Origin of the sequence: Methylobacterium oryzae, from assembly GCF_036441375.1 — a bacterium.
Taxonomy (GTDB): Bacteria; Pseudomonadota; Alphaproteobacteria; order Rhizobiales; family Beijerinckiaceae; genus Methylobacterium; species Methylobacterium oryzae_A.
Genome location: NZ_MLCA01000001.1, coordinates 1199513 through 1222702 on the forward strand (window position 1 = coordinate 1199513; position 23190 = coordinate 1222702).

The 23190-nt window shown below is 72.0% G+C and carries 27 protein-coding genes and 1 pseudogene; 10 read left to right on the top strand and 18 right to left on the bottom strand.

Annotation, left to right across the window (positions count from 1 at the left end; all coding sequences use genetic code 11):
- Positions 1 to 303: 303 nt before the first annotated feature.
- Entirely contained in the window at positions 304 to 1317 is a 1014-nt protein-coding gene (locus tag MOTC310_RS05745; RefSeq protein WP_473753794.1) for a heparan-alpha-glucosaminide N-acetyltransferase, read from the top strand.
- On the opposite strand, the gene efp is transcribed toward MOTC310_RS05745, so the two are convergent.
- On the bottom strand, positions 1293 to 1916 hold the full coding sequence (efp, locus tag MOTC310_RS05750; protein ID WP_331290911.1) for an elongation factor P: 624 nt from the start codon (positions 1914 to 1916) through the stop codon (positions 1293 to 1295). The two genes, MOTC310_RS05745 and efp, sit on opposite strands and share 25 nt — an antisense overlap.
- 190 nt (positions 1917 to 2106) lie before the next feature.
- On the opposite strand from efp, the gene epmA reads away from it, so the two are divergent.
- The 5 genes from epmA (at position 2107) to MOTC310_RS05775 (ending at position 6397) form a co-directional block, all read left to right on the top strand.
- A complete protein-coding gene (gene epmA / locus MOTC310_RS05755) occupies positions 2107 to 3156 on the top strand; it encodes an EF-P lysine aminoacylase EpmA (protein ID WP_331301098.1) in 1050 nt (349 codons plus the stop codon).
- Complete coding sequence (locus MOTC310_RS05760) at positions 3153 to 4196, top strand: lysine-2,3-aminomutase-like protein (protein WP_331301099.1); 1044 nt, start codon at positions 3153 to 3155, stop codon at positions 4194 to 4196. The genes epmA and MOTC310_RS05760 overlap by 4 nt, the downstream gene beginning before the upstream one ends.
- Positions 4197 to 4212: 16 nt before the next feature.
- Positions 4213 to 4824, top strand: coding sequence for a glutathione S-transferase family protein (locus tag MOTC310_RS05765; RefSeq protein ID WP_331301100.1), 612 nt, complete (start codon positions 4213 to 4215; stop codon positions 4822 to 4824).
- 101 nt (positions 4825 to 4925) lie between these two features.
- Entirely contained in the window at positions 4926 to 5576 is a 651-nt protein-coding gene (locus tag MOTC310_RS05770; RefSeq protein ID WP_331301101.1) for an RraA family protein, read from the top strand.
- A 5-nt stretch (positions 5577 to 5581) separates the two neighbouring features.
- Complete coding sequence (locus tag MOTC310_RS05775; protein ID WP_331301102.1) at positions 5582 to 6397, top strand: YdcF family protein; 816 nt, start codon at positions 5582 to 5584, stop codon at positions 6395 to 6397.
- Here MOTC310_RS05775 and MOTC310_RS05780 read toward each other — a convergent pair.
- From MOTC310_RS05780 to MOTC310_RS05820, 9 genes are all read right to left on the bottom strand, one after another.
- Positions 6346 to 6642 carry a DUF3253 domain-containing protein gene (locus MOTC310_RS05780; RefSeq protein ID WP_331301103.1) on the bottom strand — a complete coding sequence of 99 codons (297 nt, stop codon included), beginning with the start codon at positions 6640 to 6642 and terminating at the stop codon, positions 6346 to 6348. The genes MOTC310_RS05775 and MOTC310_RS05780 overlap by 52 nt on opposite strands.
- Positions 6639 to 7412, bottom strand: a complete 774-nt coding sequence (locus tag MOTC310_RS05785; RefSeq protein ID WP_331290516.1) for a DUF599 domain-containing protein — start codon at positions 7410 to 7412, stop codon at positions 6639 to 6641. Before MOTC310_RS05785 ends, MOTC310_RS05780 begins: the two co-directional genes overlap by 4 nt.
- Before the next feature lie 78 nt (positions 7413 to 7490).
- A complete protein-coding gene (locus MOTC310_RS05790; protein ID WP_331301104.1) occupies positions 7491 to 7775 on the bottom strand; it encodes an acylphosphatase in 285 nt (94 codons plus the stop codon).
- A gap of 56 nt (positions 7776 to 7831) precedes the next feature.
- Positions 7832 to 8680 carry a formate/nitrite transporter family protein gene (locus tag MOTC310_RS05795; protein WP_331290517.1) on the bottom strand — a complete coding sequence of 283 codons (849 nt, stop codon included), beginning with the start codon at positions 8678 to 8680 and terminating at the stop codon, positions 7832 to 7834.
- A gap of 146 nt (positions 8681 to 8826) precedes the next feature.
- On the bottom strand, positions 8827 to 9258 hold the full coding sequence (locus MOTC310_RS05800; protein WP_331301105.1) for a gamma-glutamylcyclotransferase family protein: 432 nt from the start codon (positions 9256 to 9258) through the stop codon (positions 8827 to 8829).
- Positions 9259 to 9275: 17 nt separating this feature from the next.
- Entirely contained in the window at positions 9276 to 9398 is a 123-nt protein-coding gene (locus MOTC310_RS05805; protein WP_273564484.1) for a hypothetical protein, read from the bottom strand.
- 255 nt (positions 9399 to 9653) lie between these two features.
- On the bottom strand, positions 9654 to 11657 hold the full coding sequence (locus MOTC310_RS05810; protein ID WP_331301106.1) for an acetyl/propionyl/methylcrotonyl-CoA carboxylase subunit alpha: 2004 nt from the start codon (positions 11655 to 11657) through the stop codon (positions 9654 to 9656).
- A 100-nt stretch (positions 11658 to 11757) separates the two neighbouring features.
- Positions 11758 to 12198 (bottom strand): hypothetical protein, encoded by a 441-nt coding sequence (locus MOTC310_RS05815; RefSeq protein WP_020092054.1) that lies wholly within the window; start codon positions 12196 to 12198, stop codon positions 11758 to 11760.
- Between the two features lie 162 nt (positions 12199 to 12360).
- On the bottom strand, positions 12361 to 12939 hold the full coding sequence (locus tag MOTC310_RS05820) for a L,D-transpeptidase (RefSeq protein ID WP_331301107.1): 579 nt from the start codon (positions 12937 to 12939) through the stop codon (positions 12361 to 12363).
- A 189-nt stretch (positions 12940 to 13128) separates the two neighbouring features.
- On the opposite strand from MOTC310_RS05820, the gene MOTC310_RS05825 reads away from it, so the two are divergent.
- Together MOTC310_RS05825 and MOTC310_RS05830 are read left to right on the top strand one after the other, a co-directional pair.
- Positions 13129 to 14058 (top strand): histone deacetylase family protein, encoded by a 930-nt coding sequence (locus tag MOTC310_RS05825; protein ID WP_331301108.1) that lies wholly within the window; start codon positions 13129 to 13131, stop codon positions 14056 to 14058.
- Between the two features lie 128 nt (positions 14059 to 14186).
- Complete coding sequence (locus MOTC310_RS05830) at positions 14187 to 14804, top strand: LysE family translocator (protein ID WP_331301109.1); 618 nt, start codon at positions 14187 to 14189, stop codon at positions 14802 to 14804.
- Between the two features lie 20 nt (positions 14805 to 14824).
- Here the strand turns inward: MOTC310_RS05830 and ribB are convergent, their stop codons facing one another.
- From ribB to MOTC310_RS05850, 5 genes and pseudogenes are all read right to left on the bottom strand, one after another.
- A complete protein-coding gene (gene ribB / locus MOTC310_RS05835; protein ID WP_331301465.1) occupies positions 14825 to 15901 on the bottom strand; it encodes a 3,4-dihydroxy-2-butanone-4-phosphate synthase in 1077 nt (358 codons plus the stop codon).
- 32 nt (positions 15902 to 15933) lie between these two features.
- Positions 15934 to 17034: a chorismate synthase gene (aroC, locus tag MOTC310_RS05840; RefSeq protein WP_331290526.1), complete on the bottom strand. Its 1101-nt coding sequence runs from the start codon at positions 17032 to 17034 to the stop codon at positions 15934 to 15936.
- Between the two features lie 129 nt (positions 17035 to 17163).
- On the bottom strand, positions 17164 to 17316 hold the full coding sequence (locus MOTC310_RS32750; protein WP_419539857.1) for an MrcB family domain-containing protein: 153 nt from the start codon (positions 17314 to 17316) through the stop codon (positions 17164 to 17166).
- 163 nt (positions 17317 to 17479) lie between these two features.
- A pseudogene (locus MOTC310_RS32755) lies at positions 17480 to 17854 on the bottom strand (MrcB family domain-containing protein); the annotation flags it as partial.
- On the bottom strand, positions 17851 to 18984 hold the full coding sequence (locus MOTC310_RS05850) for an anhydro-N-acetylmuramic acid kinase (protein WP_331290528.1): 1134 nt from the start codon (positions 18982 to 18984) through the stop codon (positions 17851 to 17853). The gene MOTC310_RS05850 and the pseudogene MOTC310_RS32755, both read right to left, overlap by 4 nt.
- A gap of 123 nt (positions 18985 to 19107) precedes the next feature.
- On the opposite strand from MOTC310_RS05850, the gene tyrS reads away from it, so the two are divergent.
- The gene (tyrS, locus tag MOTC310_RS05855) at positions 19108 to 20379 is read left to right on the top strand and encodes a tyrosine--tRNA ligase (RefSeq protein ID WP_331301466.1); all 1272 of its coding nucleotides are present in this window, start codon (positions 19108 to 19110) and stop codon (positions 20377 to 20379) included.
- Positions 20380 to 20419: 40 nt separating this feature from the next.
- On the top strand, positions 20420 to 21103 hold the full coding sequence (locus tag MOTC310_RS05860; protein WP_331301110.1) for a response regulator: 684 nt from the start codon (positions 20420 to 20422) through the stop codon (positions 21101 to 21103).
- 15 nt (positions 21104 to 21118) lie between these two features.
- Here the strand turns inward: MOTC310_RS05860 and tatC are convergent, their stop codons facing one another.
- The 3 genes from tatC to MOTC310_RS05875 all read right to left on the bottom strand — a co-directional run bounded on the left by tatC (position 21119) and on the right by MOTC310_RS05875 (position 22906).
- Positions 21119 to 21919: a twin-arginine translocase subunit TatC gene (tatC, locus tag MOTC310_RS05865; RefSeq protein ID WP_331290530.1), complete on the bottom strand. Its 801-nt coding sequence runs from the start codon at positions 21917 to 21919 to the stop codon at positions 21119 to 21121.
- Entirely contained in the window at positions 21916 to 22530 is a 615-nt protein-coding gene (tatB, locus tag MOTC310_RS05870; RefSeq protein ID WP_331301111.1) for a Sec-independent protein translocase protein TatB, read from the bottom strand. Before tatB ends, tatC begins: the two co-directional genes overlap by 4 nt.
- A gap of 103 nt (positions 22531 to 22633) precedes the next feature.
- The gene (locus MOTC310_RS05875; RefSeq protein ID WP_331301112.1) at positions 22634 to 22906 is read right to left on the bottom strand and encodes a twin-arginine translocase TatA/TatE family subunit; all 273 of its coding nucleotides are present in this window, start codon (positions 22904 to 22906) and stop codon (positions 22634 to 22636) included.
- Positions 22907 to 23190 lie beyond the last annotated feature (284 nt).

The following is a 23190-nucleotide window of genomic DNA, read 5'->3' on the forward strand; positions in this document are numbered from 1 at the left end:
AGCTGGCGTTTAAGCGTCGGGGCTGCCGAGGGGTTTTCCGGGAGCTGCGGCCCCGTCCGCGGCCTCGCGCGTGCGCCCTCGCGAAGTTCACGTTTCCGAGAGCCGGGGCGCCCGCGTCGCGGCCGGCCGGGGCGCTCCGCGCAGGCCGCGATGGAAAGGTCGGCCCCGACATGGTTTGGGTGGACCACCATGCCCGTTGACGCCACCCTCGACCGCCCCGTCGCCGCGCCGCCGGTCGCGCCCCGCGCAGAGCGGCGGCGCCTGCCGATCATCGACGCGGCCCGCGCCACCGCCCTGCTGGCGATGGCGAGCTATCACACGCTCTGGGATCTCGGCCATCTGCGTCTCACCGCGGAGAACTACGCCCTGACCCCGACCGGGCGGCACGCCGCCGAGGCGATCGCCGGCAGCTTCCTGATCCTCGTCGGAGTCGGCCTCGTGCTGATGAATGGCCGCGGTGTCCGGCCCCGACCGACTCTCGCGCGGCTCGCGCGGATCGGCGGGGCGGCGCTGCTCGTGACCCTCGGCACCTGGGCCGTGTTCCCCGACGCCTTCGTGTTCTTCGGCGTGCTGCACTGCATCGCCGTCTCGAGCCTGCTCGGGCTGCCGTTCCTGTTCCTGCCGGTGCCGGTCACCGCCCTCGCGGCCGCGGCCGTGCTCGCGGCGCCGCACCTCGTGCACGCGCCCGCCCTCGACGCACCGGCCCTGTTCTTCCTCGGCCTCGGCTCGGTCGCGCCGCGCACCAACGATTACGTGCCGCTCTTCCCCTGGTTCGGTCTGGTTCTGGCCGGGATCGTCCTGGGCCGGCTGGCTCTGCCGCGGCTCGCGCGCTCGCGGCCGGGAGCCTGGGCGCCGCGCACGCGGCTCGGCKGCGCCGCCACCTTGGCGGGCCGCCACANGGCTCGGCCGCGCCGCCACCTTGGCGGGCCGCCCCAGCCTCGCGGTCTACCTGATCCACCAGCCCGTGCTGCTGGCGCTGCTGACCGGACTCGTGGCGGTGGTCGGCGCCAATCCGCGCGCCGGGCTGCGGGCGTTCCGCGCCGATTACGTCACGATCTGCGCGCGCACCGGCGGGGAGCCGCCGCTCTGCCGGATCGCGGCCCGCTGCACCTCGGAGGCGCTGCTCCGCGAGGACCTGTTCCGGGAGGATGGCCGGCCCTTCAGCGGGACGGAGCGCCTGCGCGCGCAGGCGATCTCGCAGGGCTGCTACGGCGCCGTGGAGGCCGCTGCCCGGTCCGGGCGCTGACGCCGGCGGCCGGGCCGCCCGGGCCCCGCCGCCGGCGCGGACCCGATCAGTCCTTGGCGCGCTCCACGTAGGAGCCGTCGGCCGTCATGACGACGACGCGCGTGCCGGCCGCGATGTGGGGCGGCACGGTCGTGCGCACGCCGTTCGACAGGGTCGCGGGCTTGTAGGACGACGAGGCGGTCTGGCCCTTGAGCACCGGCTCGGTTTCGGCGACCTCCAGGGTCACGCGCTGGGGCAGCTCGATCGTCAGCGGGACGCCGTTGTGGACCGAGAGCATCACCGCCATGCCCTCCTGGAGATACGGGGCGGCGTCGCCGACCACGTCCTCCGGCACGGCGATCTGCTCGTAGTTCTCGGGGTTCATGAAGTGGAACCCCTCGCCGTCGCTGTAGAGGAAGGTGTGCTCGCGGTCCTCCACGAAGGCGCGCTCGACCTGCTCGGTCGTCCGGTAGCGCTCGGACACCTTCACGCCGTCCGTGATCCGGCGCATGTCGAGCTGGGTCACCGGGGTGCCCTTGCCGGGGTGGATGTTCTCGGCGAACAGGATGACGTAGAGCTTGCCGTCCTTCTCGACGACGTTGCCCTTGCGGAGCGTTGAGGCGATCACCTTCACGGAATAGCGTCCTGCATTGACATGGGGGCCGGCACGCGCCAAGCGCGGGCGCTGCATCTCGGACCCCGCCACTATCGCATCTGCGCCGCGGTTGCCAGCGGGCGGGCGGCAACCGTCGATGGCAACCAGCGCCGAACGCGGCGCGTCCCGCGGGCCGGAGCCAGTCAGGGCCGAGGATGAGAGTGCTCCAGAACGCGACGCGGCCCGGTCTGAACCGGCCGATCTCGCCCGGGCGCGGAGGCCGGTCGTGACGGGGTCTCCCTGGTGGTCGACCGGGCGCCACGCCGACCGGCGCCCCGCCCTGATCCTGCGCAACCGCATCCTCGCGGCGTTCCGCGCGTGGTTCGCGGACCGCGACTTCGTCGAGGCCGAGGCCGCCTGCCTCCAGGTCTCGCCCGGCAACGAGGCGCACCTGTCGGCCTTCGCCACCGAGGCCGTCGGCGCGAGCGGCGCCCGCACCCCGCTCTACCTGCACACCTCGCCGGAATTCGCCTGCAAGAAGCTCCTGGCCGCGGGGGAGACGCGGCTGTTCAGCGTCGCCCGCGTGTTCCGCAACCGCGAGCGCGGGCCGCTGCACCATCCCGAGTTCACGATGCTCGAGTGGTACCGGGCCGGCGCCCCCTACACGGCGCTCATGGCGGATTGCGCCGACCTGCTCGCCGGCGCGGCCGAGATCGCGGGCGCCCGCCGCTTCACCTTCCGCGACCGGGAGACGGACCCCTTCGCCGAGCCGGAGCGCCTGACCCTGGCCGCGGCCTTCGACCGCTTCGCGGGGATCGACCTCCTGGCGAGCGTCGCGCCGGGCGGCGGGACCGACCGCGAGGCCCTGGCCGCCGCGGTCGCGGGGGCCGGGCTCCGGGTCGCCGCGGACGATACCTGGGCCGACCTGTTCTCCCGCGTCCTCGTCGCGCGGATCGAGCCGCATCTCGGCCTCGGCCGCCCGACCATCCTGTGCGAGTACCCGGTCAGCGAGGCCGCCCTCGCCCGGCCGGCGCCGCACGACCCGCGCGTGGCCGAGCGCTTCGAGCTCTACGCCTGCGGCGTCGAGCTGGCCAACGCCTTCGGCGAGCTGACCGACCCGGCCGAGCAGCGCCGCCGGTTCGAGGCGGAGATGGACGAGAAGCAGCGCGTCTACGGCGAGCGCTACCCGATCGACGACGACTTCCTCGCGGCGCTCGCCGCGATGCCGGAGGCGTCCGGGATCGCCCTCGGCTTCGACCGGCTCGCGATGCTGGCCTGCGGGGCGACCCGGATCGAGGACGTGATCTGGACACCGGTGGCGGAGACGCGGCCATGAACCGGGTCCTGCGCAGCGCGGACGACCTTCTCACCGCCGGCCTCATCTCCGCGACGGAGGCCGAGGCCCTCGGCGCCGTCCTCGCGCGCTACGCGGTCTCGGTGACGCCCGACATGGCCGAGCTGATCGATCCGCATGATCCCGACGATCCGATCGGGCGCCAGTTCGTGCCGCGGGCCGCGGAGGCCGTGGCGACGCCGGAGGAGCGCGCCGACCCGATCGGCGACTCCGCCCACGCCCCGGTGACCGGGATCGTGCACCGCTACCCGGACCGCGTGCTGCTGAAGCCGCTCCACGTCTGCCCGGTCTACTGCCGCTTCTGCTTCCGCCGGGAGATGGTCGGGCCCGACGGGCTCGGCACGCTCACCGACGCCGAGCTCGACGCCGCCCTCGCCTACATCGCGCAGGATCCGCGGATCTGGGAGGTGGTGCTCACCGGCGGCGACCCGTTCGCGCTCTCCCCGCGCCGCCTTGGGGCGATCGCGCAGCGCCTCGCCGCCATCCCGCACGTGCGCGTGATGCGGGTCCACACCCGCGTGCCCGTGGTGAAGCCCGATCTCGTCTCCGACGCCCTCGTCCAGGCGCTCAGGCGCTTCGGGCGGGCGGTCTTCGTCGCCGTCCACGCCAACCATCCGCGGGAATTCACCGCCGCCGCCAGCGCCGCCTGCGCCCGGCTGGTCGATGCCGGCATCCCGCTGGTCAGCCAGTCGGTGCTCCTGCGCGGCGTCAACGACGAGGCCGGGATTCTCGAGGCGCTGATGCGCGTCCTCGTCGAGAACCGGATCAAGCCGTACTATCTCCACCACGGCGATCTGGCGCCCGGGACGGGCCACCTGCGGACCGGCGTGCCGGAGGGCCAGGCGCTGATGCGCAGCCTGCGCGGGCGCCTCTCCGGCCTCGCCCAGCCGACCTACGTGCTCGACATTCCCGGCGGCCACGGCAAGGTGCCGATCGGACCGGGCTACCTGCGCGACACCCCCGACGGGGTGCGCGTGACCGATCCGGGCGGGCAGGACCACGCCTACCCGCCGAAGGCGTGACGGAGAATCTTCGATTATGCGCAGGCTTTGGGGCCGCCTCACCTCGGTGAACGTGCAGAAGGCGGTGTGGGGGCTCGACGAGGCGGGCCTGCCCTACGAGCGGGTCGAGGCCGGCGGCGCCCACGGGGTCGTCGACGATCCCGGCTACCGCACGATGAACCCGAACGGCCTCGTTCCGACCCTGGAGGAGGACGGCTTCGTGCTCTGGGAGTCGAACGCGATCCTCCGCTACCTCGCGGCGGTGAGCCCCGCCCTGGCCCTGCCGGCGGATCCCCGGGCGCGCGCCCACGCGGAGCAGTGGCTCGACTGGCAGGCCACGAGCTTCACGCCGGCCATGCGCGACGCCTTCTGGCAGCTCTACCGCTCGGCCGATCCGGACCGCGCCCTGATCGCCGCCTCCCTGAAGAAGAGCGAGGCCATGGCCGAGATCCTCGACCAGCATCTCGCGGACCGGACCTACGTGGTCGGCGACAGCTTCGGCATCGCCGACATCGCCCTCGGCTGCGCGGCGCATCGCTGGCTGAACCTCCCGGCCGAGCGGATCGAGCGCCCGGCGCTGCGTCGCTGGTACGAGCGGGTCGCGGCCCGGCCCGCCGCCGCCCGGGCGCTCGGCGAGCCGATCGCCTGACCTCGTCCGCCGGCATCCGCGAGCCTTGCCGGCGCGCCGGCGCGATCCACCTTTCCCGACCGCGCCGCCCGGACCGGGGCCGGCCTTTCACGGAGTCCCCGATGGCGATCGACCCGACCCTGCGCGACGCGCTCTCCGCCGTGACCCCGGCGAGCCTCGCCCGCGCCCTGACGCGGGCGGGGGTGAAGGCCTTCAGCCCGCACGGCCTCGCGGCGCGCGGGAGCGGCACCGCGGTCGGACCGGCCTACACGATGCGGATGATCCCGGCCCGCGACGACGCGGTCGGCGACCTCGCCGCCGCCATCGACGCCGTGCCGGACGGGGCCGTCGTGGTGATCGACGCCGCCGGATCCGGCCTCGCGCTGCCGTTCGGGGCGATCCTGGCGGCGCGGCTCGCGCAGCGCGGCGCCCTCGGCCTCGTGACAGACGCGGCCCTGACGGACGAGGTCGGCGTGCCGGCCTGGTCCCGTCCGGAGGCGGCCGCGGGGGCCCTCGCCCTCGTCGGCACCCAGGAGCGCGTCGCCTGCGGCGGCGCGGCGATCCACCCGGGCGACATCCTCGTCTGCGCGTCCAGCGGACTCGTCGCGGTGCCGGCCGCGCTCGCCGAGCGCGTCGCCCTCGAGGCCGTGGAGCAGCAGCGTCTCGACCTCTGGATCCAGCGGGAGGCGGAGCGCGGCGCGACCCTCGCGAGCCTGCTTCCGCCGGATGCCGCCGCGCTCGCCCGGTTCGAGGCCGAGACCAAGCCGGCCTGACGCGCGTGTTCTTCCCGGCCTCGAAGCTGATCTTCTTCCTGATCACGCCCAGCAATCTCTGCATCTCCGCCATCCTGCTCGGCCTCGTCCTCGCGGCGATGACCCGGTGGCGGAGGACCGGCTTCGGCGTCGCGCTCTCCGGCGCGCTCCTCCTGGCCGCGGCCGGCCTGTCGCCGCTGTCCGAGATCGCGCTGCTGCCCCTCGAGCAGCGCTTCCCAGCCTATCCGGCCGACGGGCCGGCGCCGGCCGGGATCATCGTGCTGGGCGGCGGGATCGAGGCGGGCCTCTCGGAGGCGCGGGATCAGGTCGTCGTCAACGATGCCGGCGAGCGGCCGATCTACCTCGCCGACCTCGCCCGGCGCTTTCCCGCGGCGCGGCTGGTCTTCTCCGGCGGCAGCGGCTTCACCGCCGGCGGCATCGCGGAGGCCGACATCGTCAGCCGGCAGGCGGACGCGATCGGCGTGCCGCGGACGCGCCTCATCCTGGAGAACCGCTCACGCAACACGCACGAGAACGCGGCCTTCTCGGCCGCCCTGGTGCATCCGAAACCCGGCGAGCGCTGGCTGCTCGTGACCTCGGCGTGGCACATGCCGCGGGCGATCGGCTGCTTCCGTCAGGCCGGCTTCGCGGTGGACGCCTTCCCGGTGGATTACCGGACCCGCGGCTGGGGTGACGTGACCCACCTCCACGGTTTCGCCTCGGACGGGCTTCTCCAGTTCGACCTCGCGATCAAGGAGTGGATCGGCCTCGCCGCCTACCGCTGGTCCGGCTACACGCCGGACTGGCTGCCGGCGCCCGAGCCCGGCAACGAGAGCCGGTAGACGCCCCGGAAATCGTCCGGATCGACGGGCTTTCCCTTCCGCAGGATCGCGACGCGCCCCGCATGGGCGAGCCGGACCGCGACCCGCCGCACGGGCTGCATCAGCGGGCCCCAGCCGTCCGGGTGCGGGCCGCCCAGAGCGCGCGCGACCTCCGAGGGGCAGACGGTCTTGTCGGCGCCGCGCTCGGCCACGAGGCGCAGCATCGTCGTCTCGATGGCGTGGTCGTCGGGTCGTGGGTCGGTCATGTGCGGGCTTCCTCGGCGGGCGACAGGAGCGGAGCCTCGAGCGGCCCCTCGTGAGGTCCCTCCCCCGCTTCCAGGAGCGCCTTGCGGATCTCCGAGGCGAATTGGCGGCGCCACATGATGATCACGACGGCCGTCGTCGAGACGAACAGCACGTAGGGGCTGATGAACCAGCCGAGATAGGCGAGCGCGAAGAAGAACGCCCGCTGCCCGCGGGCGAAGTGACGCCCGGCGCTGACGTTCATGGCCGCGAGCCGCCGCACGGCCCGCAGCATCTCGACGTCGCTCGTGCCGGAGCCCTTGTGCGGCACGGCGCCGAGCAGGATAGCCGTGTAGTTGAACAGCCTGTAGGCCCAGGCGAACTTGAAGAAGGCGTAGACGAAGATCAGCGCCAGGCCGGCGACCTTCAGCTCCCAGGTCAGGCGGTTGGCCACCGTGCCGAAGGGCAGCGTCGCGAACAGGTTCAGGACATCGTCCCCGGAGCGCGACAGGGTCAGGACCGAGCCCAGGGCGATCAGCGAGGTCGAGGCGAAGAACGCCGTGCCGTTCTGCAGCGACGCGTTGATCTGCGTGTCGACCACCCGGTTGTCGCGGCCGATGACCTGGCGCGCCCAGTTGGCCCGGTGGCCGTTCATGATCTGGCTGAGGGAGACCGCCCGTCCGCGAAGCCGGCCCACCGAGAGGCCGTAAGCGATCCAGGCGACGATGAAGTAGACCAGCGCGGCGAGGTCGAGGTGCGAGAAGGCGGCGCTGCCGGTGGACAGGTCGGTCATGGTCTCCGGACGGCGGATACGCGAGGGGGCGACCCGGCATACCAGCCCGCGGGCCCGCGCTGAACCCGCGCCGCCGCGTCAGTCGCGCAGGATCCGGAACGCGCCGCCGGCCGGCACCGCGCCGCCCGCGCGCACGGCGATGTCGGTCACGCGCGCGCCGGGCGGGCCCGACCGACACAGGGCCTCCATCTCCGCCACGGCCTCGGGCGCGCCGCTGAAGACCGCCTCGACCGAGCCGTCCTCGCGGTTGCGCACGGAGCCGGCGAGGCCCCGGGCGCGGGCTTCGGACTGCGTCCAGGCCCGGTAGGACACGCCCTGGACGCGACCGGTGACGATGACGGAGATCGTCCTGGTCTCGCTCATGGGGGCACGGTCTCGTTCGATGGGGCCCGCGCCGGGCGGCGCGGGCCGGGATGGCCTTACTCGGCCGCGACCGGGCGACGGACGCCGGCACCGAGGGCCGGGGTCCGCGTCGCCCCGGTGCGGACATGCGTGGAGTAGAGCATCAGGCCGGTGAAGGCGATGCCGCCCACGATGTTCCCGATCAGCGTCGGGATCTCGTTCCAGAGCAGGTAGTCCATGACCGTGAGGTGGCCGCCCATCAGGATCGCCGACGGGAACAGGAACATGTTCACCACCGAGTGCTCGAAGGTCATGAAGAAGAACACCGTGATCGGCATCCACATGGCGATCACCTTGCCGGGCACCGTGGTCGACAGCATGGCGCCGATGACGCCGGTCGAGACCATCCAGTTGCACAGCATGGCGCGGACGAAGAGCGTCAGCATGCCGGAGGCGCCGTACTTCTCGTAGCCGAGGGTGCGCGCCTCGCCGATGCCGGCGATGAGCTTGCCGACGGCGTTCGGCTCGGTGGCGAAGCCGAAGGTGAAGACGATCGACATCATCACCGCGGTGGTCAGGGCGCCCGCGAAATTGCCGAAGAAGACCAGCACCCAGTTGCGGGCGACGCCGGCGACGGTGACGCCGGGCCGCTTGTCGATGAGGGCGAGCGGGGTGAGCACGCAGACGCCGGTGAACAGGTCGTAGCCGAGCAGGTACAGCATCGAGAAGCCGACCGGGAACAGCAGCGCCGCGACCAGCGGCTGGCCGGTCGTCTGGTTGATGGTGACCGCGAAGGCGGCGGCGAGCGCCAGGATCGCCCCGGCCATGTAGGCCCGGATGAAGGTGTCCTTGGTGGCCATGAAGACCTTCGACTCGCCTGCGTCGACGGCCTTCTTCACGAAATCGGCGGGCGCCAGATACGACATGCACAACTCTCCCTCGCAGGCGCGCGCCGATCGTCGTTGACCGACGGGCGCGCTGCGCAATCGCGGATGGCTGGCCGGGCGCGGTGCTGCCGCTCGCCCTCCAGCTCGATCGTGGGCAAGCAGGTTGCGTACCAAGTGCGCGCCGCTCAGGCCGGGAGGCCGCGCGCCCACGCGCCGAGTTCCCGGAGATAGGCCGGCGGCAGCTGCGCCGCGCGCGCCGCCGCCACGACCGCCTCGAGATATCCGGGCCGCGGACGGCCGGGCGCGGTCGAGCAGCCGCGATAGATCAGGGCGCGCTTCACGCCCCCGGCGGTGCGGACCGGGAGCGCCGCCTTGGTGTAGAGGCCGCCGGCGACGCCCTCGTAGCGGTCGAGCGCCGGGATGTCGTCGCGGGCCAGCTCCCACAGGACGCCCCAGACGGTGCGCCGCGGGTCGCGGACCACCGAGGCGTAGCCCTCGCGCATGATGATGAAGCGGTGGCCCGGCAGATGTCCGCCGCCGATCAGCCTGGAAACCGGGCAGCGCAGCGCCATCGCGGCGGCATCCATGTTGGCGCCGTAGGCGAAGTAGAGGGGCATGCCGGAGCTGTGGGAGCCTACTCGCCCGCGGGGGGATCGAGGCGCCGCGCAGCGCGCTCGTTCGCGCGCACGGCCGCGTAGGCGATCGCCAACGTGATCGCCGGAATGCCGAACGTTACGAAGATCCAGTCGTAGTTCACGGCTTCAGGCTCCGGAGGGCACGCCTCGCACCGTGATGTAGTGCGCAGCCGGTCCCCGGCCCAACGAGCGTGAAGATCGCATTCTCGACGCGCAGCGCCGGTGCACTCGGCGCACCGAAGCTTGCGGCCGTCATCGGCGTGACGAAGCCGATGACGACGTAGGCAACGGCGATGTTGTTCAGCGCCGTCGCCAGCAGCTTGGTCTGCTCGTTGTGAACCGCTGTCGCGGCCGCGAGCGCGACGCGGGCCCCGCGATCAGGCGAATTCCAGGATCACCGCGTCGACGGCGAGGCTGTCGCCCTCCTTGGCGTGGATCTTCCCGACCGTGGCGTCGCGCTCGGCGCGGAGGACGTTCTCCATCTTCATGGCCTCGACGACCGCAATCGGCTCGCCGTTCTTCACCTCCTGGCCCTCGCTGACGAGGATCTGCTTCACGAGGCCGGGCATCGGGCAGAGCACCTGCTTGCCCGAGCCCGCCTGCTCCTTCTCCGGCATCAGGGCGGCGAGCTCCGCCTCGCGTCGGGTGTAGACCCGGGCCTCGGCGGCCGCGCCGGCATGCTGCAGGAACACGCCGTTGAGCAGGCTGCGCACCTGGATCGCCACGCGCTCCGAGCCGATCGTGCCGATCCAGACCGGCTCGCCCGGGCGCCACGCGCTCGCCACCGTGAGTGCCGTGCCGTCGTCGCGGGTGACGAGGATGTCCTCGCCCTCCGGCTCGACGGTCACTGGGTAGGATTGGCCCGCCAGGATCACCACGCGCTCGCGCTCGAAGGCGAAGAGGCCCGGCGCGCGCATCTGCCCGGAGATGCCGCGCTTGCGCTGGTTGAGCTTGTGGTCGATCGCCGCCGCCGCCGCCATCATGCGGATCGCGACCGGGCCGGCGGGAACCGGCGCCGCGAAGCCCTCGGGGAATTCCTCGGCGATGAAGCCTGTGGACAGCCGCCCCTCCTGCCAGCGCGGATGGGCCATCAGCGCCGAGAGGAACGGGATGTTGTGCCGGATGCCGTCGATCGCGAAGGCGTCGAGGGCCTCGCCCTGCGCGGCGATCGCCTCGGCCCGGGTCGGCGCCCAGGTGACCAGCTTGGCGATCATCGGGTCGTAGTGGATGGCGATCTCGCCGCCCTCCTCCACGCCGGTATCGTTGCGCACGATCGCCGCGCCCTGCCGGCCCTCCTCCGGGGGACGGTAGGTGGTCAGCCGGCCGATCGAGGGCAGGAAGTTGCGCGTCGGATCCTCGGCGTAGACGCGGCTCTCCACCGCCCAGCCGTTCAGCTTCACGTCGTCCTGGGTGATCGGCAGCTTCTCGCCGGCCGCGACCCGGATCATCAGCTCCACGAGGTCGAGGCCGGTGATCATCTCGGTGACCGGATGCTCGACCTGGAGCCGGGTGTTCATCTCCAGGAAGTAGAAGGACTTGTCCTGCCCGGCGACGAACTCGACCGTCCCGGCCGAATCGTAGTTCACCGCCTTCGCCAGGGCGACCGCCTGCTCGCCCATCTTGCGGCGGGTCTTCTTGTCGAGGAGCGGCGACGGCGCCTCCTCGATCACCTTCTGGTTACGGCGCTGGATCGAGCACTCGCGCTCGCCGAGGTAGACGACGTTGCCGTGCTTGTCGCCGATCAGCTGGATCTCGATGTGGCGCGGGTCGGTGATGAACTTCTCGATGAAGACGCGGTCGTCGCCGAACGAGGAGGCCGCCTCCGACTTGGCGCGGGCGAAGCCCTCCGCCACTTCCTCGCCCGAGTAGGCGATGCGCATGCCCTTGCCGCCGCCGCCCGCGGAGGCCTTGATCATCACCGGGTAGCCGATCTCGTCGGCGATCTTCCTGGCGTGCTCGGGTGATTCGATCACGCCGAGGAAGCCCGGAACGGTCGAGACCTCGGCGGCGGCCGCCGCCTTCTTCGACTCGATCTTGTCGCCCATCGCGGCGATGGCCCCCGGGTTGGGGCCGATGAACACGATGCCGGCGGCCTCGAGCGCCTTCGGGAAGGCCTCGCGCTCGGAGAGGAAGCCGTAGCCCGGATGGACGGCCTGGGCGCCGGTCTTCTTGCACGCCTCGACGATCTTCTCGATCACGAGGTACGATTCGGACGCGGCAGCGGGACCGATATGCACGGCCTCGTCGGCCATGGCGACGTGCACGGCGTCGCGATCGGCATCCGAGTAGACCGCAACGGTCTTGATGCCCATCCTCCGGGCGGTCTTGATCACCCGGCAGGCGATCTCGCCCCGGTTGGCAATCAGGATCTTGTCGAACATCGCTGGCGCACTGCTTTCGAGATCGCCGGATTGCGCACCGGCTTGACTGTCCCGATAGATCAGTTGCGCCGCGGACGGAAGCTGCGCCTTGGTCTGAGGCTCAGGCGGCCAGGGCGAAGGTCATGCGCGGGGCCTGGACCGTGTCGCGGGCGCGGCGGTTGGCCTCGAGGGCGAAGGCCACCAGCGATTCGGCGCTGCTCTCGGCCTCGCGGACGACTTCCATGGCGATTCGGGCGCCCACCGCGCTGGGGCCGTCGCGGCCGCTGAGCGAGGCGGCGAGCCAGGCGGCGACGTCGCGGTCGATGTAGCCGGTCGGGCGCGAGCCCCACACCGCGAAGTCGACGACCGAGGCGACCAGGAAGTCGGCGAAGGCGTCGGAGCCGATCACCGCGCGCTCGAGGGCGATCAGGAGGTCGGCCTCCTCGCGGTTCATGAGGCCGTCCGGGAGAACCTCGCGCTTCAGGACGAGCAGGTCCTCGTCGCTGATCGTGCCGGCCGAGACAGCATGGTTGCAGAACTGTTGAACGGAAATGGTGGTCATGATCGCCTGCCTCCCCGACCTTTGTTGCGGTCGGCTCTAGTCCCTGTGTGTCTTCAACTTACGGGACCGCTCCCCTTCCAGAGGTTAATGGCGAGATCTGAACGGAAGTTCAGGTAAACACCCCCCGAGCAAGCAGGCTTATTGGGACGTTGACCGGTTGCGTTACCGGACGATGACCGTGGCTCCCACGGGCACCCGGTTGTAGAGGTCGACCACGTCGATGTTGCGCATCCGGATGCATCCCGACGAGACCGCCTGGCCGATCTTCTCGGGCTCGTTCGTGCCGTGGATCCGGTAGAGTGTGTCCCGACCGCGATCCGACAGGTACAGGGCGCGGGCGCCGAGCGGGTTCATCGGGCCGCCCTGCATGGCGTGGACGTGCGGCCAGCGCCGGACCATCTCGGCCGGCGGGTTCCAGGCCGGCCACTCCGCCTTGCGGTCGATCCGGGCCGTGCCGGTCCAGCCATACGCCTCGTCGCCCACCGACACGCCGTAGCGCATCGCCCGGCCGTTCGGCAGGACGAGGTAGAGCTGGCGCTCCTTGGTCTCGACCACGATCGTGCCGGGCGCTTCCCGGGTCGGGTCGGCGATCTCGTAGCGGGCGAAGTGCGGATCGAACTCGGCCTCCGGGACGAGGGCCATGTACTCGGCGTCGCGGGCCGAGAGGGCGGGATCGGGCACGCCCTTGAAGGTGCAGCCCGCCAGGAGCAGGGCGCAGCCGAGAACCGAGATGATGCGCATGTCCCCGCCTCGAAGATCGTCGCGGCCGCGGACGCAGCGCAGGGATTGGTGATCCGGGGCCGTCCCGTTGACGAATCACGCAACCATAAGGGGGCAACGGCACACCGCCGTAGTCCGCGCGTCGGGCCCGTGGCACATTGCCGGCTCCTGTTGCAGGTGCGCGACAGGCGAGCATCGGGAGCGACCCTCGTGACCACTCTCTACGTGAGCCATCCCGCGAGCTTCGATCACGAGGTCCCGGAGGGACATCCGGAACGGCCGGCCCGGATGCGCGCGGTGGAGCGGGCCCTGGAGGATGAGCGCTTCGCCGGCCTCGTGCGGGCCACGGCTCCGCGGGGCGAGATCGAGGCCGTCACCCTCGCGCACCCGCGCGAGTACGTGGATGCCCTGATGGCGGCGGTGCCCGAGCACGGCATGGTCGGGATCGATTCCGACACGATCCTGTCGGCGGGCAGCCTGGAGGCGACGCTGCGGGCCGTGGGCGGCGGGACGCACGCCGTCGACGCCGTCGTGGGCGGCGAGTGCCGCAACGCCTTCGTGGCGATGCGCCCGCCGGGCCACCACGCCGAGCGGACCCGCGCGATGGGCTTCTGCCTGTTCAACCACGCCGCCATTGCGGCCCGCCACGCCCGGCAGAAGCACGGCGCCGAGCGGGTGGCACTGGTGGATTGGGACGTCCATCACGGCAACGGCAGCCAGGACATCTTCTGGAACGACGCCTCGGTCCTCTACTGCTCGACCCACCAGATGCCGCTCTACCCGGGGACCGGATCGCCGTCCGAGCGGGGCGAGAAGGACACGATCGTCAACGTGCCGCTGCGGCCGAACGACGACGGCGAGGTCTTCCGGGAGGCCTTCGAGACCGGAATCCTGTCGCGCCTGGAGGCCTTCCGGCCCGACGTCATCGTGATCTCCGCCGGCTTCGACGCGCACCGGCTGGACCCCCTGGCCAATCTTCGCCTGGAGGCGGAGGATTTCGGCTGGGCGACCCGCCGCCTGATGGATCTCGCCGAGCGCTGCGCGGGCGGCCGGATCGTCTCGATCCTCGAGGGCGGCTACAGCCTCGAAGGGCTCGGCAAGTCGGTGGCGGCCCACGTCGACGCGTTGATGGGGCGCTGACGGCGCCGTTGCGGTCGGCCGGCGGCGCGCCATAATCGGCGTCTCGGGGAGATCGCAGCCATGTCGCCACGGAGCCGAGCCTATCCGCCGCTGCGACACGGCCACGTCGCCCGCTCGGGCAACTGTCGATGACGCTCGCGGGCTTCCTGACCTACGCGTTGGCCCTCGGAGTCGCCGCTGCGATCCCCGGGCCGGGTGTGGTCGCCCTGGTCGCCCGGGCCCTGGGTTCCGGCTTCGGCGCCGCGATGGCCTTCTCGATCGGCCTGATCCTCGGCGATTTGACCTATCTCGCCGCCGCAATCTTCGGCCTGTCGCTGATCGCGGAAGCGCTCGGCACGGCCTTCGTCGTCGTCCGATACGGCGCGGCGCTCTACCTCGCCTATCTGGCGCTCCGGCTCTGGCGCGCGGCCGGAGCCGGAACCCGAGTCGAGGGCGAAGCCCGCGACGGGCCGTGGACCAGCTTCGTCGCCGGGCTGACCATCACCCTGGGGAATCCGAAGACGATCGCCTTCTACCTCGCGATCCTGCCCACCCTCGTCGACCTAAGCGGCGTGACGGCGTCGGATGTCGTCGCGCTCGTCGTCCTCACGGCCGCGATCCTCCTCGCCGTGATGACGCCCTACGCGGCGCTGGCGGCGCGGGCGCGCGAGTCTCTGCGACGGCCGGCCGTCCGCGCGCGGCTGAACCGCTGTGCCGCCGCGATCATGGCCGGCGCGGCTTTCTGGACCGTCCTGCGCCGCTCCTGACCGGGCGTCCCCGCCCCGCCTCAACCCTCGAGGGGCTCGTCGCCCAGGAGCTCGATGCCGAAGCCCGAGAGGCCGACATAGGAGCGCGACGAGGTCGCGAGGTTGCGGATCGAGACGACGCCGAGATCGCGCAGGATCTGGGCACCGAGCCCAATCTCGCGCCATTGCCGCGCCCGCAGGGCCTCCGTGCCCTCGTCGGTGACGGTCTTGACCGGCACGCCCGCCGTGCCGTCCCGGAGGTAGACCAGCACGCCGCGCCCGGTGGCCGCGAAGCGCTTCAGCACGGCGTCGATCTGCTTGCCGCCGCCGATCACGTCGGCGGCGACGTTGGAGCGGTGCAGGCGCACCAGCACGTCCCGACCGTCGCCGATCTCGCCCATCACGAAGGCGAATTGCTGGATCGACTCGAAGGGCGTCGAGAACACGTAGGCGTTCACGTCGCCGTGGTTCGAGCGGACCGTGAAGTGGCCGACCCGCTCCACCAGCCGGTCGCGGGCCTGCCGGTAGGCGATGAGGTCGGCCACCGAGACCTGCTTGAGGCCGTGCTTCTCGGCGAAGGCCTCGATCTGCGGCCCCTTCATCACGGTGCCGTCGTCGTTGGCGAGCTCGCAGATCACGCCGACCGGCGGCAATTCGGCCAGCCGGCACAAGTCGACCGCGGCCTCGGTGTGGCCCGAGCGCATGAGCACGCCGCCGTCGCGGGCGATCAGCGGGAAGACGTGGCCGGGCCGCACGAAGTCGCCCGCGCCCATATTGCCGTTGGCGAGCGCCCGCACCGTGTTGCAGCGCTGCTCCGCCGAGATGCCGGTGGTCAGGCCGTGCTTGACGTCGACCGTGACGGTGAAGGCGGTGCCCAGCGGTGCGTCGTTCGACGCCACCATCGGCGCGAGGTGCAGGCGCCGGGCCTCGGCCTGCGTGATCGGCGCGCAGACGATGCCGCAGGTGTTGCGGATGATGAACGCCATCTTCTCCGGCGTGCAGAGCGAGGCGGCGACGACGAGGTCGCCCTCGTTCTCGCGGTCGTCGTCGTCGGTGACGACCACGATCTCGCCGCGGGCGAAGGCCGCGATGGCCTCTGTGACGGAGCAGTGGGGCACGGGCATTCTCGAATCGTTAGGTCGGGCCGGGATCAGGGACGAGGCCCGACCTGTCCGCGATGACGCAGATAGTGATCGGCCAGCACGCAGGCCATCATGGCCTCCGCGACCGGCACGGCGCGGATGCCGACACAGGGATCGTGCCGGCCCTTGGTGACGAGATCCAGCTCGCCGCCGTCGCGCGTGACCGAGCGGCGGGGCGTCAGGATCGACGAGGTCGGCTTCACGGCGAAGCGCACCACGACCGGCTCGCCGTTGGAGATGCCGCCCAGGATGCCGCCCGCGTGATTCGCGAGGAAGCGCGGCCGGCCGCCGTTCCCGGCGCGCATCTCGTCGGCATTGTCCTCGCCGCGCAGGGCCGCCGCGGCGAAGCCGTCGCCGATCTCGACGCCCTTCACGGCGTTGATCGACATCATCGCGGCGGCGAGGTCGGCGTCGAGCTTGCCGTAGACCGGCGCGCCGAGACCGGGGGGCACGCCCTCGGCCACGACCTCGATGACGGCGCCGACCGACGAGCCGTCCTTCCGGATCGTGTCGAGATAGGTCTCGTAGAAGGAGGCCGTCTCGGCATCGGGGCAGAAGAACGGGTTTGCGCCGACCGCGTCCCAGTCCCAGCGCGAGCGGTCGATGGCGTGCGGCCCCATCTGCACGAGGGCGGCCCGGATGGTCACGCCCGGGATGACCTTGCGCGCCACGGCGCCGGCCGCGACCCGCGCGGCGGTCTCCCGCGCGGAGGAGCGGCCGCCGCCGCGGTAGTCGCGGATGCCGTACTTGGCGTCGTAGGTGTAGTCGGCGTGGCCGGGCCGGTAGCTGTCGCGGATCTCCGAGTAGTCCTTCGAGCGCTGATCCGTGTTCTCGATCATCAGCGCGATCGGCGTGCCGGTGGTGAGCTGGCGGCCGCCGGTGCGGTCGTCCGCGAACACGCCGGACAGGATCTTGACCTGATCGGGCTCGCGGCGCTGCGTCGTGAACCGCGACTGGCCGGGCTTCCGGCGATCCAGCTCGGCCTGGATCTCCTCGGCCTCCAGGGGCAGGCCCGGGGGGCAGCCGTCGACGACGCAGCCGAGCGCGACCCCGTGGCTCTCGCCGAAGGTCGTGACGCGGAACAGGTGGCCGAAGGTGTTGTGCGACATGGCGCGGCTGCCTTAGCGCGGGAGCGCCGGGGGCACAAACGCGGTCCGCGCAGGGTGGTCCGAGCGGTGGTGCGCGGCCGCCCGCGGAGACGGGCTTCGGGAGAGGCCGCGCCTTCCCGCTCGGCCGCCTCAACCGGGCAGATCGAGCCCGCCCCGCGCCCTGAGCGCCCTGTAGGCCGCGACCGCCGCGGCGAGATCGCGGTGCAGCCGGCGCTCGTCGCCGAGATCGGGGAGGTCGTAGGTGAGGCCGCGGATGTGCGCGGCCTCGTAACCCTCCGGCAATTCGCCGGCGCTGCCGAGGGCGATCGCCGCGTTCGGCAGCGCGCCGGCGAAGTCGGTGAGCCGCGCCCGCAGCGCCGCGCCGCTGGCGCGGAGATGGGCGCCNGAGGGCGATCGCCGCGTTCGGCAGCGCGCCGGCGAAGTCGGTGAGCCGCGCCCGCCGCGCCGCGCCGCTGGCGCGGAGATGGGCGCCGGCCGCCGCCGGGCCGTGGCTCCGGATCGCCGCGACCGTCCCCTGCGCCAGCGACAGGTGCACCGCCTCGCGATGGGCCGGGAACAGGTAGACGAGGTAGTAGCCCCGCGTGGCGCTGGTGGTGACGGCGGGATCGAACACGGCGATCCACGGGATCGCGGCCCAGCGGCTCCCGCGTCCCGGACTGCCCTTGACCAGGAACGGCCCGTCGATCGGCGCCAGGGCGGCGCGCAGCTCGTCCGGCGCGCCTTTCCGGATCACCGCGGCCAGCGGGTGGCCGGCCGGCGGGTCGAGCCGGGCGAGCGGGTACTCCTCGACGATCCGCCGGAGCGCGTAGCCGAGGCTCACGGCCGCGCCAGCACCCCGCCGGTCATCGCCTCGCGCACCCCCGTGGTCGACGGGAAGGTGATCGGCAGGCCCTTGAGCGAGCGCACCGCCAGGTAGGCGAAGGCCTGCGCCTCGAGATAGGCGGAGGACCAGCCGATGGCGTCCGCGGTCGTGATCTCGGCGCGCAGGTGGTAGTTGAGGAGCCGCACCAGCTCGCCGTTGCGGGCGCCGCCGCCGGCCACGATCCAGCGGGTCGGGATCTCGGGGGCGTGGTCGAGGGCCCGCGCCACGGCCCGGGCCGTGAAGGCCGTCAGCGTCGCGGCGCCGTCCTCGGTGGAGAGCTGGCCGGCGAGCTTGTGGGAGAACCAGTTCCGGTCGAGCGATTTCGGCGGCTTCCGGAAGAAGAACGGGTGGGTCAGGAGCCAGGCCAGCAGCTGCTCGTCGGGCCGGCCCCTCGCCGCGGTTCGGCCGCCATCGTCGAGGTTCTTGCCCTCGCGCTCCTGCATCCACTCGTCGATCAGGGCGTTGCCGGGGCCGGTATCGAAGGCGATGACGCCGCCCCTCGAATCGATCAGCGTCGCGTTGGCGACGCCGCCGATGTTCAGGATGCCGAAGGGCCCGTCGAAGCCCGAGGCCTCGGCGAGCGCCTTGTGGAACACCGGCACCAGCGGCGCCCCCTGCCCGCCCGCCTCGATGTCGGCCCGGCGCAGGTCCGAGACGACCGGGATGCCGAGCCGGGTCGCCAGCGCCTGCCCGTCGCCGATCTGGATCGAGATGCGCTGGTCCGGCCGGTGGATCACCGTCTGCCCGTGGAAGCCGATCACGTCGATCTCGGAGGCGGTCAGGCCGTGCTCCGCCAGGAAGCGCTCCACGGCCTCGGCGTGGGCGAGGGTGACGAAGGCCTCGGCCTCCGGCAGCCGCCCGGGCCGGTCGGCGGGATGGAGCACGGATTCGGCGTCCTTGGTGGCCGCGCGCAGCAGCGCCTTCTCGTCGTCGGCGTAGCCGCGGTAGCCGGTCGGGCCCAGCGGCTCCAGGAAGTTGTTGTGGCCCTTGACCACGTGGACCCGCTCGCCGTCGGTCTCGATCAGCGCGATGTCGACGCCGTCCAGCGAGGTGCCGCTCATCAGTCCGATCGCGCGCATCATCGCCATGCCGCCCTGCCCCGTGCCTTTCGGCCAACGCCCTGCTAAGAGCGCGCCGTATCCTGAACCCAGCGCGAGCTAGCATGCGGGGCCTCGGCCTGTCGCGCCAGCGCGCGACCCGAGATGGCATCCATGACCGCCGAGAGCTTCGCGCCGAAATCCGACTTCCTGCGGATCCTGACCGAGCGCGGCTACATCCACCAGACCTCGGACCTCGCCGGCATCGACGCCGCGGCCCTGGAAGGCCGGCTGACCACCTATGTCGGCTACGACTGCACGGCGCCCTCGCTCCATGTCGGGCACCTCCTGTCGATCATGATGCTGCACTGGCTGCAGGCCACGGGCGGCAAGCCGATCGCCCTGATGGGCGGCGGCACCACCCGGGTCGGCGATCCGTCCGGCCGCGACGAGACCCGCAAGATCCTCACCGTCGAGCAGATCGACGCCAACAAGGCCGAGATCCGCAAGACCTTCGACCGGTTCTTGCGCTTCGGCGAGGAGACCGGCGACGCCGTGATGGTCGACAACGCCGAGTGGCTGACCAAGCTCAACTACATCGAGATGCTGCGCGACGTCGGCCGGCATTTCTCGGTGAACCGCATGCTGTCGATGGACAGCGTGCGCCTGCGCCTGGAGCGCGACCAGGAACTCTCGTTCCTGGAATTCAACTACATGATCCTCCAGTCCTACGACTTCGTGGAGCTGAACCGCCGCTACGGCTGCGTCATGCAGATGGGCGGCTCGGACCAGTGGGGCAACATCGTCAACGGCATCGATCTCGGCCGCCGCATGGGCACGCCGCAGCTCTACGCCCTGACCTGCCCGCTCCTGACCACGTCGTCGGGCGCCAAGATGGGCAAGACCGCCGCCGGCGCCGTCTGGCTCAACCCGGACATGCTGAAGCCCTACGATTACTGGCAGTTCTGGCGGAACACCGAGGACGCGGACGTGGCCCGCTTCCTCAAGCTGTTCACCCTCCTGCCCATGGAGGAGATCGCGCGCCTCGCCGCCCTCGCCGGCTCCGAGATCAACGCGGCCAAGACGGTGCTGGCCACCGAGGCCACCGCGCTGATGCACGGCCGCGAGGCCGCGGAGGCCGCCGCCGAGACCGCGCGCAAGACCTTCGTCGAGGGGACGTTGGCCGCCGACCTGCCGAGCGTCACCGTGCCGGCCGCCACCCTGGAGGCCGGGCTCGGCGTGCTCACCGCCTTCGGGCCCGAGGTCGCCAAGCTCGTGCCCTCGACCAGCGAGGCGCGACGCCAGATCAAGGGCGGCGGCCTGCGGGTCAACGACTTGCCGGTCACGGACGAGAAGGCAATCCTCGGCCGCGGCGACCTGACCCCGGACGGCGTGATCAAGCTCTCCTTCGGCAAGAAGCGGCACGTGCTGCTCCGGCCGGAATGAGCCGCCCGGCCACCCGGGACCCGGACCGGGGGCGGCCCGCGTGAGCGCGGCCCGCATCCTGGTGATCGACGACGAGCCGCCGATCCGCCGGCTGCTCCGCACCGGCCTCGGCACGCAGGACTACGCGGTCGCGGAGGCCGCCGACGGGGCCGCGGCGCTCGCCGCCCTGGAGGCCGGCGGGGTGGATCTCGCGATCCTCGACCTCGGCCTGCCTGACATGGCCGGGCACGCCCTCTTGGCGGCGATCCGCGAGCGATGGCCCGACCTGCCGGTCGTCATCCTGTCGAGCCGCGACGACGAGCGCGGCAAGGTCGAGGCCCTCGATCTCGGCGCCGACGACTACGTCACCAAGCCCTTCGGCATGAACGAGCTGCTGGCGCGCCTCCGCACGGCCCTGCGCCACCGCCTCGCCATGCAGGGCGAGCGGCCGGTCTTCCGGGTCGACGACCTCTCGGTCGACCTCGTCCGCCGCGTCGTCCGGGTGGGCGAGCGCGAGGTGAAGCTGTCGCCGCGGGAGTACGAGTACCTGCGCGTGCTGGTGCAGCATGCCGGCAAGGTGCTGACCCACGCGCAGCTCATGCGCCACGCGCCGGCCTCGTCGGATCCGCAATACCTGCGCGTCTACATCCGGCAGCTGCGCCAGAAGCTCGAGCCGGACCCGGAGCGCCCGCGCTACCTCCTCACCGAGACCGGCGTGGGCTACCGCCTGCGCGCGCCGGACTGAGCCCGGCGCGCCGCCTCACGGCTCCAGGCCTTCCGCCGCGCGCCGCGCCGCCCGCAGCTTCTCGACCCGCGCCACCGAGAACACCGAGGCCTCGTAGAGAAGCAGCATCGGGACCGCGAGGGAGAGCTGGGAGATCACGTCCGGCGGCGTCAGGATGGCGGCGGCGACGAAGACCAGCACGATGGCGTAGCGGCGCTTCTCCCGCAGGAAGGCCGCGTCGATGATCCCGATCTGGCCGAGCAGCGTCAGGATGACCGGCAGCTGGAACGCGATGCCGAACGCGAAGATCAGCGTCATGATCAGCGACAGGTACTCGTCGACCTTCGGGAGCAGCTTGATCGTCGGCTCGCCGGCCACGCCCACCTGCTGGAGCGACACCGAGAACTTGATCAGCAGCGGCATCGCCAGGAAGAACACCACCAGCGCGCCGAGGACGAAGAAGATCGGCGTGGCCACGAGGTAGGGCAGGAAGGCCTTGCGCTCGTTGCGGTAGAGACCCGGCGCCACGAAGGCGTAGATCTGCGTGGCGATCACCGGGAAGGCCAGGAAGGCCGCGCCGAAGACGCTGAGCTTGATGTTGGTGAACACCTGCTCGAGGAAGTGCGTGGCGATCAGCTCGGCGTTCTGCGCACCCACGATCGAGACGTAGGGGTAGACCAGCACGTTGTAGATGTCGCGCGAGAAGAAGAAGCACGCGAAGAACATCAGCACGAAGGCGATCAGCGATTTGATCAGCCGCGCGCGTAATTCGATCAGGTGCTCGAGCAGGGGCGCCCGCGACGCCTCGATCTCGGCCTCGTCCGCCTCGCTGATCATCGCGCAGCCGTGCCGTTCTTGGACGTATCGGTGGCGGGGTGCGCGGCCTGCGGGTCGGGCGGCGGCCCGTACGGATCATACACCGACCCGGGCACGGGCAGGGGCGCCTGCGCGACCCCGGGCGCCGCGTGCTGGGTCGCCTCGGCGGCGGGCAGCGCCGAAGGCGTCCCGGCGACGGGGGGCGTCCCGGCAGCTTCCTGCTCAGCCTTCAGCTGCGCCGTGGCGTCGGCCAGGGACCGGGTCTCGACGGGAGGCGTCTCTGGGCCGGGCATCTCGGGGCCGGGCATCTCCGGACCCATCTTCTCCGGACCCACCTTGGCCCGGCCCTCGACGGCACCCTTCAGCTCGTCGCGGATCGTCTGCACGGGATTGAAGGTCGATCCCGCCGTGCGGACGGTGTTGCGGATCCCGTCGACTTCGCGCCGGACGTCGTCGAGCTCCGCCTCGCGGATCGCCTCGTTGAACTGCATCTGAAACTCGCCGGCCATGCGGCGCAGCTTCGAGGTGATCTGCCCGACGGTGCGCAGCGCCTTCGGCAGATCCTTCGGCCCGATGACGATGAGGGCGACGCCGCCGATCAGCATCACCTCGCCCCAGCTCATGTCCAGCATGTCGTCGACGGTCCTGCTGCCCCGAGATCCGGCGCGGCGGCCGGACCCCGTCAGGCTCTACACGAGCGCGCGCGCTCTGACAGTCCTACAGTCGGGCTCGCCGTCAGACCGGCTTGCGCTCGCCGCCGGGGAGATGGCTCGCCGGGATCGCCGTGCCGGGGCTCGTCTCGGCGGCGTGCGGGATGGTGCGGACCGGCTCGGCCGGCGGCGGCGCGGCCTGCGTCGCCGGCGGGGTCTCGTCCTCGGCCATGCCCTTCTTGAAGGCTTTGATGCCCTTGGCCACGTCGCCCATCAGGTCGGACACCTTGCCGCGTCCGAAGAGCAGCATCACGATGACCGCGACGATGACCCAGTGCCAGATACTCATGCTGCCCATGGCAACCTCCTGCGGGCGCCCCGAAGAAGCGGGAGCGTGACGCCACGTCCGGTTGAGGATTTCGGGGCGAACCTAGGGATCGCGCCGCCCGAACACAAGCAGAGGCGATGCCACGGCCGGTGGAAGGCCGCGGTGGAAGGCCGCAAGGTGTTGCAGGTCAGGCGGCGGCGAGGGCCGCGGCGAAGCGGTCCCTGGCTTCCGCGACGTCGAGCCCGTCGCCAGCGGGGTCGAGCCGCGCCAGCGCGGCGGCGGCGCGGCGCGCGGCCGCGCCGGTGAGTTCGGGC